Here is a 17,468-nt window from a genome sequence, read left to right on the forward strand (position 1 = left end):
CCCGGCCTGCACCGGCACGTGCCCGAAGGGCAAACGGGAACAGCCCCGGCGCAGCCGCCGGAGCAAAGATCAGCTGCCGAGGAACAGGACCAGCAGCGTTGCCGTATCAACCCGCCCGTCAGCCCCGATCAGGCTGGCGGGCACGGTGATTTCCTTGCGCTCATAAGCGCCGTTCACCAGCTGGTCGATATAGGCGCCGGACTGGCCCTGGGCCGCGGCGGTCAGCACCATCTTGTAGAGCGCTGTGCCTTCGGCCGGAGCGGCAGCTGCCGCCTGGGTCAGGCTTTCAGGATTTGCCTGCTTGCTGCGCAGCGCGGCCAGGGTTCCGGCAGTGATGCGGGCGACCATGGCGTCTTCGCCGCCGGCGCCGTCCTCGCGCAGGCCGGCCGCCGCAGCGGCACCGGCAGGCTGCACGGCGCCGGCCGCTGCCGGCCTTTGCAGGCCAGGCTGCTCAGCTGTTGCAGCCGGGGGTCCGCCGCTGAACTGGAAATACAAAAGCATCGCCGCGGCCACCGCCAGGCCCGCTGCTGCCAGGCCCAGCTTAGGCAGCGCGCTGCCGCCCTCCGCCGGCACCGGCGCAAAGGGCTGCGGTTCCGGTACAGCGTTTTGTTCATCCGCCGCGGAACCGGCGGGTTTCGCCGCCTTCACGGCTGCGGGATTCGCAGCGGCAGGCATTGCCGCCTCAACAGCGGGCTGCGGCGCTGGCCTGGAGCCGCCTGCAACCAGCCCGATTTTCATATTCTTTGGTGCCGATACCCCGTCAATCCGGATAGATGCACCGCGCGGCTTGCCCGGCACAGCCGCCGGTTGCACGTCCGCTTTCCGCTTCAGCATAAAATACTGCCCCCTGCTCCATGCCTAAAAAATTTCGACTGAAAACCTGCATGAAATTAACAATTTCTTAACCAGCTTCGGAAAACCGGTCAACATCTAGCAGAATTCAATTTAGCAACACGCGGGAAAAGTGCAGGAAATAGCGCAAGAACAGCGCAAAAATGAAAGCGCCCGGCAATTAAGCCGGGCGCCAAACACAAGCCAAAGCTGATCGCCGGATTATCCCAGCGCGCTGTCGCAACGGCCGCAGACCCCGTCATGGGCGTGATTGCCCACATCAGGGAGGATCTTCCAGCAGCGCTGGCACTTGCCGCCTTCGGCCTTCTCAAACACCACCGAGACGCCATCCACTTCCGGCATGCGGAACGCTTCGGCCGGGGCGGGATCGCTCGTCAGCTGGATGTCCGAGGTGATGCAGACATCGGCGAAGTTCACCGAGTTCAACGCCTCCAGCGCCTCGGAATCGCGTACATGCACCACCGGCGCGGCTTCCAGCGAGGCGCCGATCACCTTGTCGGTGCGCTGCACCTCCAGGGCTGCTGTCACCACCCGGCGGGCCTGGCGGATCTTGGACCATTTCGCCGCCAGCGGCTCATTCAGCCAGTCAGCGGGGGTGTTGGGAATATCCTGCAGGTGGATTGAGCTGCCCGCGCCCGGATACTTCTCCAGCCAGACCTCTTCCATTGTGAACACCAGCACCGGTGCCAGCCAGGTGGTCAGGCGGTGGAACAGGATATCCAGCACGGTGCGCGCAGCACGGGCGTTCAGCGTGTCGCCGTCGCAATACAGCGCATCCTTGCGGACGTCGAAATAGAAGGCCGACAGATCCACGGTGGCAAAATTGAACACCGCCGAGAACACGCCCTGAAAATCAAAGGTCTGATACCCGTCGCGCACCTTGTGGTCCAGCTCGGCCAGCCGGTGCAGCACCCACTGTTCCAGCTCCGGCATATCCGCCGGCTCCACGCGCTGATCCTCGGTGAAATCGCTCAAGCTGCCCAGCAGGAAGCGCATGGTGTTGCGCAGGCGGCGGTAGCTGTCGGCGGTGCCTTTCAGGATCTCCGGCCCGATCCGCTGGTCTGCGGTGTAATCGGTCTGAGCCACCCACAGGCGCAGGATATCGGCACCGTACTGCTTGATGACCTCCTCCGGCACGATGGTGTTGCCCAGAGATTTGGACATTTTCATGCCCTTCTCGTCCAGTGTGAAACCATGCGTCACAACATTGCGGTACGGCGCGCGCCCCTTGGTGCCGCAGGCCTGCAGCAGCGAGGAGTGGAACCAGCCGCGGTGCTGGTCGGTGCCTTCCATATAGACGTCGGCAATGCCGTCCTCGGTGCCGTCCTCGCGGTCGCGCAGCACAAAGGCATGGGTCGAACCGCTATCGAACCACACGTCCAGCACGTCGAACACCTGATCATAGGCGTCCGCCTCAACGATGCCGTCCAGCACCTTGGCCTTGAAGCCCTCCTGGTACCAAACGTCCGCGCCATGGGCGTCGAACTCGGCGACGATGCGCTTGTTCACCTCGTCATTGCGCAAGAGGAAGTCCGCATCGGTGGGCAGTGCGCCCTTTTTGGTGAAACAGGTGAGCGGCACGCCCCAGGCGCGCTGGCGGCTCAGCACCCAGTCGGGGCGGCTTTCGATCATCGAATGCAGGCGGTTACGGCCGGTTTGCGGCCACCACTTCACCAGCTCGTCGATCGAACGCAGCGCGCGTTCGCGGATGCTGGTGCCCATCTCATCCATGCCGTCGTCCAGCTTGCGGTCGACAGAGGCAAACCACTGCGGCGTGTTGCGGTAGATGATCGGCGCCTTGGAGCGCCAGGAATGCGGGTAGCTGTGCTTGATCTTGCCGCGTGCCAGCAGGCCGCCGACTTCGGCCAGCTTGTCGATCACCGCCTTGTTGGCATCGCCTTCGCCGCCCTTGCGGTTGAGGATGTACTTGCCGCCGAAAAACGGCAGATCGGCGCGGAAACCGCCGTCGTCCATCACGTTGTAGGTGATGACCTGCTCCAGCATTCCCAGATCCCGGTAGAGCTCGAATTCCTCCATCCCGTGCGACGGCGCACAGTGGACAAAGCCGGTGCCTTCGGTGTCGGTCACGAAGGGCGCGGCGCGGAAATCGCGGATCCCGTCCCATTCGCCGTTCGAACCCTCGACGCCAGCCAGCGGATGCTTCAGCGACAGGCTGGACAGTTCGTCGGCCGAGACCCCGCGCAGGCGGGTGTACTGATCCTCGCCCAGGCGGGCGCGCTTGAACACATCAGCGGCCAGGTTGTCGGCCAGCAGGAAACGCTCGCCGGTGCTGGCCCAGCATTCCTCAGGCGTGCCGGTGACCTCGTACAGCCCATAGGCAATCTCAGCGCCGTAAACCACCGCCTTGTTCGACGGGATGGTCCAGGGGGTGGTGGTCCAGATCACCACATGGGCGCCTTCCAGATCCTGTGCTACCAGCGCGGCATCGGCGCCGGCAAAATCGGCATCCTCGCCGTCAGCGGGAACAAAGCCGCCGGCCTCGGCGACCTTGAATTTCACCCAGATGGTGAAGCTTTCCTTGTCGTGATACTCGACCTCGGCTTCGGCCAGCGCGGTTTTCTCGACCGGCGACCACATCACCGGTTTCGAGCCCTGATACAGCGTGCCGTTCATCAGGAATTTCATGAACTCATCCGCGATCACCGCCTCGGCGTGGTAGTTCATGGTCAGATAGGGATTATCCCAGTTGCCCGTGATGCCGATCCGTTTGAACTCTTCGCGCTGGACATCGACCCAGGCATCGGCAAAGGCGCGGCATTCCTGGCGGAACTCAACCACCGGCACCGCGTCCTTGTTCTTGCCCTTCTTGCGGTACTGCTCCTCGATCTTCCACTCGATGGGCAGGCCGTGGCAGTCCCAGCCCGGGACATAGCGCGCGTCAAAGCCCATCATCTGATGCGAGCGCACGATCATGTCCTTGATGGTCTTGTTCAGCGCGTGGCCGATGTGCAGGTGGCCGTTGGCATAGGGCGGGCCGTCATGCAGGGTGAAGGGCCGGCGCGCGCCGTCAGTGCCCTTGGCCGCGGCAGCCTTCTCGCGCAAGCGGTCATAGACCCCGATCTCCGCCCAGCGTTCCAGCCAGGCAGGCTCGCGTTTGGGCAGGCCCGCACGCATTGGAAAGGCGGTTTTGGGCAGGTTCAGGGTGTCTTTGTAGTCAGGCGTCTGAGGCGTGTCGGCGCACATCGGGGGCGTCCTTTGGATGATCAAGGCTGGAAATCGGGATATTCGGTTCGGCGCGATGGCTCAAGCGCCTTTGCCCGGCGGCTCGATGGTTTCAGAGCGCCGGGGATATAATTCGAATAATGATGGCCGCGGATAGGGACATGAAGTGCCTTATAGGCCGGTCCCGCCGGAGGGTAAAGCGGTGAGATGCGGCAGATACGCCCGCCCCCCCTTCCGCATGGGGCCTGCTGTGTCTATCTATCAGCCGGACCCAGCAGAGCGGAGCCCCCATGACCAACACCGAAACGCAAGTTCCGCTGGCGCGGTTCGGCATCAGCGCCGTGGAGATCGCCCGCGTTGTTGCCGTCTTCTACGCCCGGGTGCGGTCCCATGAGGTGCTCGGCCCGGTCTTTGCCGCCCATGTTGCTGACTGGCCGGAGCATGAAGATAAAATTGCCCGCTTCTGGCGCAATGCGATCTTGCGGGAGAAGAGTTACAGCGGCAATCCGATGCGCGAGCATGTCAGCCGCCCGGATGTGAAAGCGGAGCATTTCCCGCTGTGGCTGGGCCTGTTCCACGATGTGCTGCGGACCGAGCTGCCGGAGCGGACCGCGCTGCAGTGGGGGGCCTTGGCCGACCGCATCGGCGAGGGCTTCCGCACCGGTATCGTGGCGATGCGCCAGCCGAAGGACCAGCCGCCCAAACTGTTCTGAACACCGCCGGCAGGATGCTCCCGCGCCCGCAGGAGCCCTGCCAGGCTTGGGCGCGGCTCATGCTGTGCATGAGCCTGGGGCGCGCTGCTTATCCGGCCTTGGAGAACAGCCCGGTCAGCGCCCGCTGCACCACCTTGCGGGTACTGGGCTTATGCTGCGCAGAAAACGGCATCGGGCGGCAGACTTCCATGGCAGCAATCCCCACCCTGGCTGACAATGCGCCATTCACCAGCCCCTCTCCGAAACGGCGGGAGAGTTTCGACAGCACCGAGCCGCCCAGCACCGGCTCCAGCAGATCATCGCCTGCGGCCACGGCCCCGGTGGCCGCCAGATGCGCCAGCACCGCCCGGGTCAGCCGCCAGGAGCTGAAGAACCCGGGCCGGCCGCCGTAGATCCCCGCCACCCGGCGGATCATGCGCAGCGAGGAAACCAGTGCTGCCACCACATCCGCCAGCGCCATCGGAACCAGCGCCGTCACCGTGGCAACCTGCCGGGCGGCGGCTTCGACCTCGCGCAGGGCCAGCGCATCCAGCGGCACCAGCAGTTCCTCCTCTGCCAGCAGCAGCAGGGCGTCGCCGTCCATCACCTCGGCCTGGCGCTCTGCCAGCCGGGCCAGGTGCCAGGCCAGATCCTCGCGGCCCTTGTAAAACCCCTCCAGCCGGGCGGTGAAGCCGCGGGCGGCGGACAGGTCCGCTGCGTCCTCGGCCTGATGCCGCAGCGTATCGACGCGCCGCAGCCGGGACAGCGCCGCAAGTTCGCGCAGGGCCATCGCAAAAGCCAGCAGCAGAAGAACCGCCAGCCCGGCACTGACTGCCCAGCCCAGCAGCGGAACCCGGGCAATCAGCCCGGCCGCAAAATCCCAGGCGGCAACCGAAGCCATGGCGCCAATAACCGCAACCAGCAGCGCCCAGAACCAGCGTGCCAGCCGCGAGGGGCGGCGGGCGGCAATCCGGGCTGCCTGTTCCATCGCCGGCGGCCCGGCTGCGGCGGCCTGCAACTCGGGCACCGGCGGCGCCTCGGTCACCGAGGGGGCATCCGTCTCGTCCTCGAGGTCAATCAGAACCGGCTTGCTGCTCATGCCGCCGCCTCCTGGCAGCTGCGCCATTCATAGGTGATGGCCGGCAGGCCTTCCTCGTTGCTTGCGCCATCGGCGCGGCCGGTCTCGGCAAAGCCTTCCCGCTGATAAAACCGCTGTGCACGGGCATTGGCGGCAAATGTGTGGAGCACCAGCCGCGGTGCGGCAGCCTTGGCGGCATCCAGAAGCGCCTTGCCTGCCCCCTGCCCGCAGGCGCCCGGCGCCAGGTAAAGCGCGCAGACCTCGGCGCCGTCCCGGGCCAGAAAGCCCAGCACGCGTCTGTGCCGCACCGCCACGGTGACCCAGCCGCGGTCGATCATCTGGCCGCAGAAGGAGACCGCCTCGGCGGATGTGTACAGCTTCGGCATCCATTCGGTGTCCTGTTGGAAACGGTAGAGGATCTCCCCCGCCGAACCGGCATCAAGGGGTGTTGCTGCGCGCAAGACGAGGGTCACAAGGCATCTCCGATCAGGAATTCGGCGGCGCGGTCGAGGCGGATATGCGGCGGGCCGCTGCCGTGTTTCAGAGTGAGCGGCGCCGGCGCAAAAGCCATTGCCTGATAATCGCCCTCCAGCCAGAGATCCGCCCCTTGGCGCGCAGGTGCCAGCAGTTGCGCGGGGTCTTCGGGCAGCGCCCCGGGGTAAAACGCCGCCTGCTTGCCGCTGTCCAGCAGGGTGCCGCGCACGCAGGGCAGCTCAGTGCCGTTATGAATGCGCATTTCCTCTGTCGTAGTCCGCAAAGAGGCCATTGCAAGGGCCGCGGTTTCTGCGCCTGCAAAGCGGGCACGGTCCTGTGCTTCGCGGGTCAGCGCCTCGATGATGGCAGCCATCCGGGCGTGCTGGGCGTGGTGCAGATGGTCGGCCTTGGTGGCGGCAAACAGAATCTTCTCCACCCGTTTCCCGCCCAAGAGCCGGGTCAGGAAATGGTTGCGGCCCGGTTTGAACGCACTGAGGATATCCGCCATCGCATGGCGCAGGTCCTCCACCGCCTGCGGGCCGGAATGGATCGCCGAGAGCGCATCGACCAGCACCACCTGCCGGTCGATGCGGGCAAAGTGGTCGCGGAAGAAAGGTTTGACGACCTTGGACTTATAAGCCTCGTACCGCCGTTCCATTTCACGCCAGAGACTGCCGCGCGGGGCGGCGGGTTCCGGGCTGAGCGGCGCAAAGGTCAGCACCGGCGACCCCTCCAGGTCGCCGGGCAGCAGGAAGCGGCCCGGGGTGCAGTCATAGAAACCGGCGGCGCGGGCGGCGGTCAGGTACCCCGTGAAGGCCCCTGCCAGCGCCTGCGCCTGCGGCTCGTCATGCGCCCCCGCGGGGACAGCCTTGGACTTCTCCGACAGGAACCCTTCGGCCTGGGGCCGCCTGGCGATGCGCGACAGCACATCGGCCGACCATTCGGCATAGGATTTGTCCAGCAATGCAAGATCCAAGAGCCACTCGCCAGGGTAGTCGACAATGTCCAGATGCAGCGTGCGCGGCCCCTGCAGCCCCGACAGCAGGCCGGCGGGCCGCACCTTCAGGCTGAGACGCAGCTCGGACACCGCCCTTGTGCTGTCCGGCCAGCGGGGTGACGGCCCGGTCAGGGCTGCAAGGTGGTTTTCATAGTCAAACCGCGGCACGGTGTCGTCGGGCTGGGGCTGCAGAAAGGCGGTCTCAATCCGTCCCCCGCGGGCCGCATTCAGCTGCAGCATCCGGCCCCGGTCCAGCAGATTGGCCACCAGAGAGGTGATGAACACGGTCTTGCCGGAGCGCGCCAATCCGGTCACGCCCAGCCGCAAGGGCCGGTCGAACAGCGCCGATGACAGGCCGCTGGCGGCGCTCTCCACACCGTTCATCACCCCATCTGCAAGGGAGGTTATCACCAAGGCCCTGATCCTGCTCTGTTCTTGCTGCTGACAAGATAGGCAGCCTGCCGGCGGGTTACCAGAGCGCACGCGGGGCTTGCCCCGGCTGTGTTGCGTTGCTACTTGCCCGCTCATGCCGCGTTTTGCTTTGAAAGTCGAATACCACGGGAAGCCTTTTGCCGGCTGGCAAAGGCAGAAGGATCAGCCCTCCGTCCAGGGCGCGATCGAGGCTGCGCTGGCGCGGCTGGAGCCGGGGGAGCACACGATTGCTGCCGCCGGGCGCACCGACACCGGCGTGCATGCCCTGGGGCAGGTGGCGCATTGCGACTTGGCCAAGGACTGGGACCCGTTCCGCCTGTCGGAGGCGCTGAATTACCACCTGAAACCCGATCCGGTGGCGATCGTGGACTGCGCGCGGGTCGATGACGGCTGGCACGCGCGGTTCTCGGCGGTGGAGCGGCAGTATCTGTTCCGCATCCTGATCCGCCGCGCGCCCGCCACCCATGACGCGGGCCAGGTCTGGCAGCTGAGCCATGATCTGGATGCCAACGCCATGCAGGAAGCCGCCAGCCACCTGGTCGGCAACCATGATTTCACCACCTTCCGCTCGTCGATCTGCCAGGCGGCCAGCCCGGTCAAGACGCTGGACGAGCTGCGGGTTGAGCGGGTGCAGGGGTTTTCCGGGCCGGAGATCCATTTCCACGTGCGCGCCCGCAGCTTTCTGCACAATCAGGTGCGCAGCTTTGTCGGCACGCTGGAGCGGGTGGGTGCCGGCGCCTGGGATCCGGCGGATGTGAAGGCCGCTCTGGACGCCCGCGACCGCGCGGCCTGCGGGCCGGTCTGCCCCGGCCACGGGCTGTATCTGGCGCGGGTCGGCTATCCCGACGACCCATTTGCCTGAACCACCTCTTGCATCCTGCAGGGCGCTGCACATACTGAACCCCAACAATGCGCCAGAGGGCAGAACCAGCCCCCTGCCCGCCCCATTAAACAAGAGGCACACGCAGCAATGGCAAAACCCGAAAAGCCCCCGCTTCTGGCTGTCCTGATCGATGCCGACAACATCTCGGCCAAATACGCCGAGGCAATGTTCGAGGAAATCGCCTCTTTCGGCGAGGCCAGCATCCGCCGCATCTACGGCGATTTCGCCGGCGGCAGCCCGCAGGGGTGGAACAAGGAGAAACTGGCCGCGCTGGCGATCGTGCCGCATCAACAGTTCGCCAATACCACCGGCAAAAACGCCTCGGACATTGCCCTGGTGATCGACGCGATGGACATCCTGCATTCGGGGCGCTTCGACGGTTTTGTGCTGATTTCATCCGACAGCGATTTCACCCGGCTGGCCAGCCGCATCCGCGAACAGGGGGTGGATGTGTTCGGCATGGGCATGCGCAAGACTCCCGCGGCTTTCGTGCAGGCCTGCAAGCGGTTCATCTATGTCGAAAACCTGCTGGATGAGCCGGGCAAACCGAAGCCGAAACCCAAGAAAGAAGACGACGGCGGCAACGGAAATGCTCCGGCGGAACTGGCGGATCCGACCAAACTGGTGGTGCGGGCGATGGACGCCATCGATCAGGACGACGAATGGTACACGCTGGGCCAGATCGGCCAGTACATCACCGCGGCGGCGCCGGATTTTGACACCCGCAGCTATGGCAAGCGCAAGCTGAGCGACCTGATAGCCTCGCTAAAGCTGTTTGAAACCAAACGCGGCGACGGCAACCAGATCCTGGTGCGGCGGCTCGACTGACGCGCAGCCCCGGCGCCGGAATACCTGCGGAAAATACCGCTTTCCCTAGGCCCTGAACCGTGGCTTAGTCCGGCACAAGGGACGCGGACAGGGAGAACGCGCATGGCATTGCTGGTCAGCATCGGCCACGACGGCTGGTACACCGGGGAACAGCTGGCAGAGGAGCTGCGGTCGATCGCCCCCGGCGCCGATATCCGCCCCGATTCTGCCCCCGGCAATCTGCAGGAGATCACGGCGCTGGCGGTGTCCACATTGAAGGGCGGTCTGGCCGCGCAGCTGCCGAACCTCCAGCTGGTGCAAAAGCTGGGCGCCGGCGTGGAGAACATCGTGGCGCACCCCGGCGTGGCACCGCATGTGCGTGTGGCCCGCCTGAAACCGCAAGAGCCGGCCTATGAGATTGCAGACTACTGCCTTGCCTATGTGCTGCGCGGCCAGCGCAACATGTCCGCCCATGCAGCCGCCCAATCGCGCCGCGTCTGGCAGCCGCTGGCTCCGCGGCGCCCGGCAGAGACCACCGTGGGTGTGCTGGGTCTGGGCCATATCGGCGGCATGACCGCGCGGCTGATGCGGGACATGCGGTTCCGGGTGCTGGGCTGGAGCCGTTCCCCGAAGGAAATCAACGGTGTGGACTGCCGCCACGGCGCTGACGCGCTGCCGCGGATGCTGGGGCTATGCGACTATGTCTGTTCGATCCTGCCCTCCACCCCGGCCACCCGCGGGCTGATGGATGCGCAGATGCTGGCGGCGATGAAACCGGGCGCCACGCTGATCAACGCCGGCCGCGGCGATCTGGTCGATGAACCTGCCTTGCTGGCCGCACTGGACAAGGGCACTCCGGGCCATGCGGTACTGGATGTGGTCAGCCAGGAGCCGCTGCCCGCAGACAGCCCGCTGTGGAGGCATCCGCAGGTCACCCTTACCCCGCATGTGTCAGGCTGGCATCTGGGCGATGCGCTGGCGGATGTGGTGGAGAACTACCGGCGGATAGAGGCTGGACAAGACCTGCTGCACGAAGTGGACCGGCAGCGGGGCTACTGATCCGGCCTGCAGCGCCCGCCCTGCGTCTTTCCGGTCTTCAATACTCCCGCCGGAAGCAGCGCCTTGGTTCCGGCAGGGGGCAGGGCGGCCAACTGCGCCAGCCACGGGCGCGGCGAGCCGGCTAGGAGCGGTAATCCGGGTTTTCATAGTCGAACCGGCAGCCGGCAGACCAGGCTTTGCGGTCGTTGCCCTCATTCGGATAGCCGCCCGCATCGCGCAGCATCGCCGCCAGATGCATCAGGTTCCAAGTCATGATCGTGGTGTTGCGCTGGGTGAACTCGTTTTCAAAGCCGGCGGGCTTGCCCTCCGCCTCGTCGCCATATGACGGTCCCGGCCCGGCCTCGCCGATCCAGCCGCAGTCGGCCTGCGGCGGGATGGTGAAGCCGAGATGGCTGAGCGCATAGCAGAGCGTCATCGCGGTATGCTTGATGCCGTCTTCATTGCCGGTGATGACGGTGCCGCCGGTTTTGCCGTAAAAGATCGACTGCCCTTTATCGTTCAGCTCCCCGCTCATGCCGTACAGGCGCTCGATCAGGATGCGGCAGACCGAGCTTTCCTCGCCCAGCCAGATCGGCGTGCCGACCACCAGGATCCGGGCTGCCAGCACCTTCTCCCACAGCTTGGGCCAGTCGTCCCGCGGCCAGCCATGCCCGGTCATGTCCGGATAGACGCCGGGCGGCACTATGTGGTCCAGGATATGCAGATGCTCCACCTCCACGCCGTTCTTTTCCATAATGGCGGATGACGCCTGCATCAGCAGCCGGGTGTGGCTTTTGCTGCTGTCTTTCTTAAGGGAGGTGTTGATGAACAGGGCTCTGAGGCCCGAGAAACCGGTCATAGCGCGTCTCCTGTCTGGATTGCAGGTATCGACCGGATGATAGGGCATCGCCTGCGGTTGCACAGGCGCGCTGGCGGGATCGTGATGCCAGACGGAAACCGCCCGCCGGGCGGAAGACACGGCGGGCGGGAAAATCAGCCGATGAAAGCCTTGTAGCCGGCTTCATCCATGTAATCGTCCATCGGCGACAGATCCGAGGGCTTCAGCTTGAAAAACCAGGCGCCGCCTTCGGGGTCCTCGTTGACCTTGCCGGGATCATCGGTCAGCGCCTCGTTCACTTCCACCACCTCACCGTCCAGCGGTGCCAGGATGTCGGAGGCGGCCTTGACCGATTCAATCACCACGACTTCCTCATCCTTGGAAACCTCGGTGCCTACCTCCGGCAGCTCCACAAAGACCACTTCGCCCAGCTGCTCGGCGGCATGGGCGGTAATGCCAACGGTGATCAGGTCGTCTTCGGGCAGCAGCCACTCGTGTTCTTCGGTGTATTTCATCGTCGTGTTTTCCCTTGGAAGAGGCTTGGGGTTTCAGTGCGGGTTGGGTTTCGGTGCGGGTTCGGCCGCCGTAACGGATACCGCAGGAAAAAGAAAGCCGGTCCTGCCGGCCTCTGCATGCGCGGGTATACGCTATCAACGGTACCGGCCTCCGATCAAGATGGCAAACCGTGGGTTTCCTGCGTTTTTACGGGCCCAGGCCCCCATACCCTATGCAGTCATAACAGGTTGAAATACTCCGCCTGCTCCCATTCGCTGACGGTGTCGAGATAGCGGTCCCATTCGAATTGCTTGAGCTGCAGCAGGTAGCTGGTGAATGCCTCCCCCAGCGCCGCCCGGCACATCAGCGAGCCGCCGAACCCGTCCAGCGCCCGGCCCAGCGAGCGTGGCAGGCGGTCGGAGTCTTCGCCATAGGGCGACAGCGTCGGCGGCGGCGCCTCCAGCCCTTCGGTGATCCCTGCCAAGCCTGCAATGATCTGGGCCGCCAGCGCGTAATAGGGGTTGGCCGAACTGTCCGGCGCGCGGTTTTCAATCCGGCTGGCGGTATCGCCCGGCTGCATCAGCGCCCGCAGCATGGCGCCGCGGTTGTCCTCGCCCCAGCCGATCCGGTTCGGGGCCAGCTGGAACGGCAGATAGCGTTTGTAGCTGTTGACGGTCGGCGCGATCAGCAACGATGTTTCCGTGGCGTATTTCAGCAGCCCCGCCATCCAGGCGCTGGCCTGCGGGCTGAGCTCCCCGGCGGCTTCCGGCATGAACAACTGCCGCCCGCTGGCTTGATCCTGCAGCGACTGATGCACGTGCCAGCCGTTGGCCATGGCGCCCGCCAGCCGCGGCTTGGCCATGAAGCTGGCGTGCAGGCCATTGCGGGCGCAGACTTCCTTGACCATGGTGCGGAACATCACCATCGCATCCGCCTGGGCCATGGCGCCACCGGGGGCAAAGGTGAATTCCACCTGACCGGGGCCCATTTCAATCTCAACCGAGCGCACCGGCAGACCCAGTTTCTGGGCATTGCGGCGCAGCAGGTCCAGCACGCCCTCCACCTCGCCATAGCAGGTTTCGGCCAGATACTGATAGCCTCGCGTCAAGTTGCGGGGCTGTTCCGGCGCGCCGGGCCGGGCTGCCGCATCGCCGGCGGCGGAACGGCCGGCCAGTTCGCAAATGTGAAACTCCGCCTCCAGCCCGAAGCTGGCCGCCATCCCCTGCCCCTCCAAGGCCTCGACCGCCCGCTGCAGCACGCTGCAGGACGCAAATGGGACCGGGCTGCCGTCCGGATAGACCGGCGTGCAGAAGATCCAGGCGGAATGGCCGGACCACGGCAGTGCGCGGAAGGTATCCGGGCGCGGCACCAGCAGCACGTCGCCCGCGCCCCGCATCGGCCCGGCCAGGCCGGTGCTGCCCTCCCAGACCGGAAACGCATTGCGGTGCGAGGTGTCCTTGAGCAGCAGCGTCGCAGGCACGTTTAGGCCGCGGTCAAAGATGCTGGCAAAAGCGCCGGCCATCACCGTCTTGCCGCGCAAAAGCCCGTGCTGATCGGGGAACAGAACCCGCACCGTCTCGATCCCGTCGAACTGCGCGCGGGAGGTGATCTCCGCCGCCTGACGGCAATCCTCGGCACTCAGCAGCCCCAGGCGGGCCAGTTTGCCGGATGTGAATTCATGTGCCATGGGCGGCCTCTTGGCTAGCGGGCTGCCTGAAATTGCACCGGAACCGGGGGCGCGTCCAGCACCCGGCGGAGATTTCCCAGGCGCGGCGGCGCAAAGCAGCGGCTCCGGCGGCTTTGCCGCTTGACAGCGTTCGCAAATCGCACATTGTGGCGAGCATTCGCACAAAACCGCCGCAGGCAACGGCGTTTTCACAATCGGGACGGGCAGCATCAAATGACCACTGCGGAACAGGACAGGAATGTTTCTTCGAGCTTTGCCAAGGGGCTGGCGGTACTGGCAGTGTTTGACGCGGCGACGCCCAGCTTGACATTGGCCGAGATCGCCCGCCGCACCGGCCAGGACCGGGCCACGGCGCGGCGCGGCGCGCTGACGCTGGTGCAGGCGGGCTATCTGCGCCAGGACGGGCGGATGCTGGCGCTGACGCCGCGGGTGCTGGCGCTGGCGGGCGGGTTCCTGCAGGCCAACCAGTTCGGCCGCCGGGTGCAGCCGGTGCTGAACCGCCACGCCCGGCAGATGGAGGTCGAGGTGACGCTGGCGATGCTGGATCGGGGCCGGGTGCTGGTGCTGGCGCAATCGACCGTGGAGCATGGTCATATCACCTATGGCTTCACCGCCGGCTCGCACATTCCGCTTGCCCATACCAGCCTGGGGCGGATGCTGCTGGCCGGGCTGCCGCAAGAGGAGGCGGCGGCGGTGCTGGCCAAGACGCAGGTGCCGCGCCACACCGGCCAGTCGCTGACCGATCCCGGTGCCATTCTTGAGCGTGTCGCACAGGCCCGCGAACAAGGCTATTGCATCACCGACAGCGAGTTCGAGGGCGGCATCACCGGCTATGCGGTACCGGTCTCGCGCCCCGGCCATACGCCCATCGTTGTCGGCAGTTCCGCCCCGCGCGGGCAGCAGCCGCAGGCGGATGCGGAACGGCTGCTGCGCGGGCTGCAGCTGTGCGCGGCGGAGCTGCGCCAGGCCGAGGCGGTGGACCACCTCTGACATCTGCGCCGGAAACCCCGTATTGTATTGCACGCCGCCCTTGCTAGGCTGACACCGGATATTTCCGCAGGAGCATTTCGATGATGAAACAGACTGCTTTGGCCGCCGCCCTGTGCGGCCCCCTGTGCGCCGCGCTGGCCCCGGCCGCATCTGCCAAGGATGCCGAAGGCACCGTGGTTTCCGTTCTGGGCCGCCATTGGGCGGTTTTCCCGGTCGCGGACGCAGCGGGCCGCTACAGCGCCACGCGGATGAACCTGGAGCATTTGCCCTTCCGCCCGCCTGCGGTGCTGACCGCGCGCCAGGCGGTGCGGGCCCTGCGCGCGGCCACCGGCTGCAGCGTCAACATTGACACGATGGTGCGCAATATCACCGGCACCTACTACGCGCAGATGATCTGCCGCAAATAGGAGCGCGCCTGACGGCTCTGCGGTTTTGCGGCGTTTTTCTGAAACATCCTCTTGAGAAATGTGATCATTTTCCCGGCGGCGATGGATTGAGCGGCCCAAGCGCGCCTGCCATAGATTGCGCATGAGACTTGCAATCAACGGATTCGGCCGCATTGGCCGCGCCATCCTGCGCCAGATCCTGACCACAGCGCGCGGAGACGGCATCGAAGTGGTGCGGATCAACGATATCGCGCCCTTGGACATGTGCGCCTATCTGTTCCAGTACGACAGCACCTTCGGCCCCTTTGCCCATCCGGTGGCGCATGGCGATGAGGCGCTGCAGGTGATGGGCCGCAGCATTCCCGTCAGCCATGCGCCCGACCTGACTCGCGTGGATCTGTCCGGTGTCGACCTGGTGCTGGAATGCACCGGCATTGCCCGCACCTCGGATGTCGCCGAACGCGGCATCAAGGCGGGCGCGGCCAAGGTGCTGATCTCCGGCCCCTCCCCCGCGGCGGAGCTGACCGTGGTGCTGGGGGCAAACGAGGAGAGCCTTGGCGACGCGCGGATCGTCTCCAATGCCTCCTGCACCACCAATGGGCTGACGCCGCTGGTCAAACTGCTGGATGGTATCGCCGGTATCGACACCGCCCATATGACCACGATCCATTGCTACACCAACTCGCAGCCGATGGTGGACGCGCCGCGCGGCGATTTCGCCCGCTCCCGCGGCGGCGCGCAGTCGATGGTGCCGACCACGACCTCGGCGATGCATCTGATCGACGAGGTGCTGCCGCATCTGAAAGGCCGGGTCAGCGGCGCCGCGGTGCGGGTGCCGACCGCCAGCGTGTCAGCGGTTGATCTGGTGGCGCAGCTGAAAACCCCGATCAGCGGGCCCGAGTTCACAGCCGCGCTGCGCGAAGGCGTTGCAGCCTCGCAGGTGCTGGGCTGGACAGATATGCCGCTGGTCTCGTCTGACCTGCGCGCGCGGCCTGAATCGCTGGTGATCGCCGGACCTGAAACCCGCATGGCCGGCGAGCATCAGGCGCGTGTGTTCGGCTGGTATGACAATGAATGGGGTTTTTCGGCCCGGATGCTGGATGTGGCACGGCTGATGGCCGGGTAAATGCCGGCTCAGCCTGCCGCGTTTTTGCAAGCCCGCCCTCGGCGGACTTGTTATTCCTGCGGCTTGCGCCCGGCACCGGCCAGGCGGAGCCAGCGGAAGATCAGCATCAATGCGAGCATGCAGACCGCGAGACCGATCAGGTCGCCCGCGGCGTAAACTGCCATGACCGGCAGCTGGCCGCCGGGAAAGATCAGGCCTGAAAACACAACCGACTGCCCCAGGGAATTGATGACGGATGCCATCGCTCCCACGGCCAGCAGCCCGGTCCAGGCAATCCGCCGCGACTGGCCCGCATAAAGCGTCCAGCCAAAAAGCCAGGCGATTTCAAAAGCCGCATATGCGGAAAACGCCCCGACTGCGATGGACTGCCACAGCACCGGCTCTCCCAGGGACAGCATAGTGCCTGAGGTGAACATCAGCTCGGACAGGACCGCACCGGCTGCAAGCGGCGGAACAGCTTTCCAGCCAAGCAGCCAGACGCTCAGCACCCGCACCCCGTGCGGCAGATAGATCAGGCTGGCAAAGACGGTGATCTCCGGCAGAAACAGTTTCTGCACCGGCGTGACGGCCCAGGCCGTCAGACCATGGCAAATGATATAGGCTGCGGCGATAACCGCAAAACTCTGAAACCCGGACAAAACCTGCAAAACTCGTATCATGCCGCCCCCCTTAGACTGGAGCAGCGGTGCCTGCAATCATCTGAATGTGTTGATTACACGGCGCGGTCACTTTGCCGCGGGATCAAAGCAAACCACATAGTGCTTGGCCTTGCTGCCTCCTGCCCGTTCCAGCAGCCCCAGGGTCAGCAGCGACTTCAGTGTCCGGTGAAAGGTCGCCTGGGCAATTTCCCGCACCAGCCGGTGGCTGCGGATCTGCTCGGATTGCACCGGGGCGCCTGGCACGCTGGTCAGCGCATGCGCCGCCAGCAGCACATCCCTCTCGGCCCTGCTCAACCGGTCCAGACCGATGTCGCGCTCCATCATGTGGAGCATATCCCGCAGTTCAAAAATTGACTTCAACTGATCCACTATTACACCTCCGGGAAACCTAATCCGCTGCTGCAGCACCGTTTACTATGCCATTATAAGATGACACCACGCGGAAATTATCAATCCGACAATTATCTGGACAGTACTAGTCCGCGTGGTATCATTCCCGCCAGGCTGGGCTGCATGTGAGTGGTGGCTGCGCCTGACGTTTACTCGAAGTAGCCTTGTTAACGAGTGCCGGCTCCGGCAGTTTCAACTGCCGGAGCTGTGCGGCATCGTACAAATTTCCTACCGGTTTCCAATCATCTTTGCAGTCAATTTCACCGCACGCGTGCCAAACCGGCAGGATTGCGCCCGCGGCTTAGCACTCCACCCTCAGTGTCGCGGCCGCAGGGCCGCCGCGATGCGCGGCAATCCGCCGCTGGTCAGCGCAGATCCAAGCTGGGCGGAAAGCTGCTGCTTTGCCGGTTCCATCCTGCAATTTTCCCGTGTTAGGCTTTGCCCCAGCCGCCTGTGGCCCC

Annotated in this window: 17 protein-coding genes; 7 read left to right on the top strand and 10 right to left on the bottom strand. The window is 65.2% G+C overall.

Annotated elements, in window-relative coordinates:
* Window positions 1-69 precede the first annotated feature (69 nt).
* A complete protein-coding gene (locus METH_RS13400; protein ID WP_024091017.1) occupies window positions 70-834 on the bottom strand; it encodes a hypothetical protein in 765 nt (254 codons plus the stop codon).
* Between the two features lie 219 nt (window positions 835-1,053).
* A complete protein-coding gene (ileS, locus tag METH_RS13405) occupies window positions 1,054-4,056 on the bottom strand; it encodes an isoleucine--tRNA ligase (protein WP_024091018.1) in 3,003 nt (1,000 codons plus the stop codon).
* 269 nt (window positions 4,057-4,325) lie between these two features.
* Here ileS and METH_RS13410 point away from each other — a divergent pair, with 269 nt between their 5' ends.
* Window positions 4,326-4,748 carry a group III truncated hemoglobin gene (locus METH_RS13410; protein ID WP_024091019.1) on the top strand — a complete coding sequence of 141 codons (423 nt, stop codon included), beginning with the start codon at window positions 4,326-4,328 and terminating at the stop codon, window positions 4,746-4,748.
* Between the two features lie 88 nt (window positions 4,749-4,836).
* Here the strand turns inward: METH_RS13410 and METH_RS13415 are convergent, their stop codons facing one another.
* The 3 genes from METH_RS13415 to METH_RS13425 are packed head-to-tail and all read right to left on the bottom strand — an operon-like array spanning window position 4,837 to window position 7,690.
* Window positions 4,837-5,826 (bottom strand): YcjF family protein, encoded by a 990-nt coding sequence (locus tag METH_RS13415; RefSeq protein ID WP_024091020.1) that lies wholly within the window; start codon window positions 5,824-5,826, stop codon window positions 4,837-4,839.
* The gene (locus METH_RS13420; RefSeq protein ID WP_024091021.1) at window positions 5,823-6,278 is read right to left on the bottom strand and encodes a GNAT family N-acetyltransferase; all 456 of its coding nucleotides are present in this window, start codon (window positions 6,276-6,278) and stop codon (window positions 5,823-5,825) included. Before METH_RS13420 ends, METH_RS13415 begins: the two co-directional genes overlap by 4 nt.
* Window positions 6,275-7,690: a YcjX family GTP-binding protein gene (locus METH_RS13425; protein ID WP_024091022.1), complete on the bottom strand. Its 1,416-nt coding sequence runs from the start codon at window positions 7,688-7,690 to the stop codon at window positions 6,275-6,277. The genes METH_RS13420 and METH_RS13425 overlap by 4 nt, the downstream gene beginning before the upstream one ends.
* A 112-nt stretch (window positions 7,691-7,802) precedes the next feature.
* On the opposite strand from METH_RS13425, the gene truA reads away from it, so the two are divergent.
* From truA to METH_RS13440, 3 genes are all read left to right on the top strand, one after another.
* Window positions 7,803-8,570: a tRNA pseudouridine(38-40) synthase TruA gene (gene truA, locus METH_RS13430; protein ID WP_024091023.1), complete on the top strand. Its 768-nt coding sequence runs from the start codon at window positions 7,803-7,805 to the stop codon at window positions 8,568-8,570.
* 108 nt (window positions 8,571-8,678) lie between these two features.
* Window positions 8,679-9,419: an NYN domain-containing protein gene (locus METH_RS13435; RefSeq protein ID WP_024091024.1), complete on the top strand. Its 741-nt coding sequence runs from the start codon at window positions 8,679-8,681 to the stop codon at window positions 9,417-9,419.
* 102 nt (window positions 9,420-9,521) lie between these two features.
* Window positions 9,522-10,457, top strand: a complete 936-nt coding sequence (locus tag METH_RS13440; RefSeq protein ID WP_024091025.1) for a 2-hydroxyacid dehydrogenase — start codon at window positions 9,522-9,524, stop codon at window positions 10,455-10,457.
* 121 nt (window positions 10,458-10,578) lie between these two features.
* Here the strand turns inward: METH_RS13440 and METH_RS13445 are convergent, their stop codons facing one another.
* The 3 genes from METH_RS13445 to METH_RS13455 form a co-directional block, all read right to left on the bottom strand.
* Window positions 10,579-11,295, bottom strand: a complete 717-nt coding sequence (locus METH_RS13445) for a flavodoxin family protein (protein ID WP_024091026.1) — start codon at window positions 11,293-11,295, stop codon at window positions 10,579-10,581.
* A 134-nt stretch (window positions 11,296-11,429) separates the two neighbouring features.
* Complete coding sequence (gene gcvH, locus METH_RS13450; protein WP_024091027.1) at window positions 11,430-11,789, bottom strand: glycine cleavage system protein GcvH; 360 nt, start codon at window positions 11,787-11,789, stop codon at window positions 11,430-11,432.
* A gap of 218 nt (window positions 11,790-12,007) precedes the next feature.
* Complete coding sequence (locus METH_RS13455) at window positions 12,008-13,456, bottom strand: glutamine synthetase family protein (protein WP_024091028.1); 1,449 nt, start codon at window positions 13,454-13,456, stop codon at window positions 12,008-12,010.
* Between the two features lie 213 nt (window positions 13,457-13,669).
* Here METH_RS13455 and METH_RS13460 point away from each other — a divergent pair, with 213 nt between their 5' ends.
* The 3 genes from METH_RS13460 (at window position 13,670) to METH_RS13470 (ending at window position 15,958) form a co-directional block, all read left to right on the top strand.
* A complete protein-coding gene (locus METH_RS13460; RefSeq protein WP_024091029.1) occupies window positions 13,670-14,446 on the top strand; it encodes an IclR family transcriptional regulator in 777 nt (258 codons plus the stop codon).
* 80 nt (window positions 14,447-14,526) lie between these two features.
* Entirely contained in the window at window positions 14,527-14,853 is a 327-nt protein-coding gene (locus METH_RS13465; RefSeq protein WP_024091030.1) for a hypothetical protein, read from the top strand.
* A gap of 121 nt (window positions 14,854-14,974) precedes the next feature.
* Window positions 14,975-15,958 carry a type I glyceraldehyde-3-phosphate dehydrogenase gene (locus METH_RS13470; RefSeq protein ID WP_024091031.1) on the top strand — a complete coding sequence of 328 codons (984 nt, stop codon included), beginning with the start codon at window positions 14,975-14,977 and terminating at the stop codon, window positions 15,956-15,958.
* A 50-nt stretch (window positions 15,959-16,008) separates the two neighbouring features.
* Here METH_RS13470 and METH_RS13475 read toward each other — a convergent pair whose 3' ends face one another.
* Window positions 16,009-16,617, bottom strand: coding sequence for a hypothetical protein (locus METH_RS13475; protein WP_024091032.1), 609 nt, complete (start codon window positions 16,615-16,617; stop codon window positions 16,009-16,011).
* A 66-nt stretch (window positions 16,618-16,683) separates the two neighbouring features.
* The gene (locus tag METH_RS13480) at window positions 16,684-16,950 is read right to left on the bottom strand and encodes a hypothetical protein (protein ID WP_245602887.1); all 267 of its coding nucleotides are present in this window, start codon (window positions 16,948-16,950) and stop codon (window positions 16,684-16,686) included.
* Window positions 16,951-17,468 lie beyond the last annotated feature (518 nt).

It is taken from the genome of Leisingera methylohalidivorans DSM 14336 (genome assembly GCF_000511355.1).
In the GTDB taxonomy this organism is placed as follows: domain Bacteria; phylum Pseudomonadota; class Alphaproteobacteria; order Rhodobacterales; family Rhodobacteraceae; genus Leisingera; species Leisingera methylohalidivorans.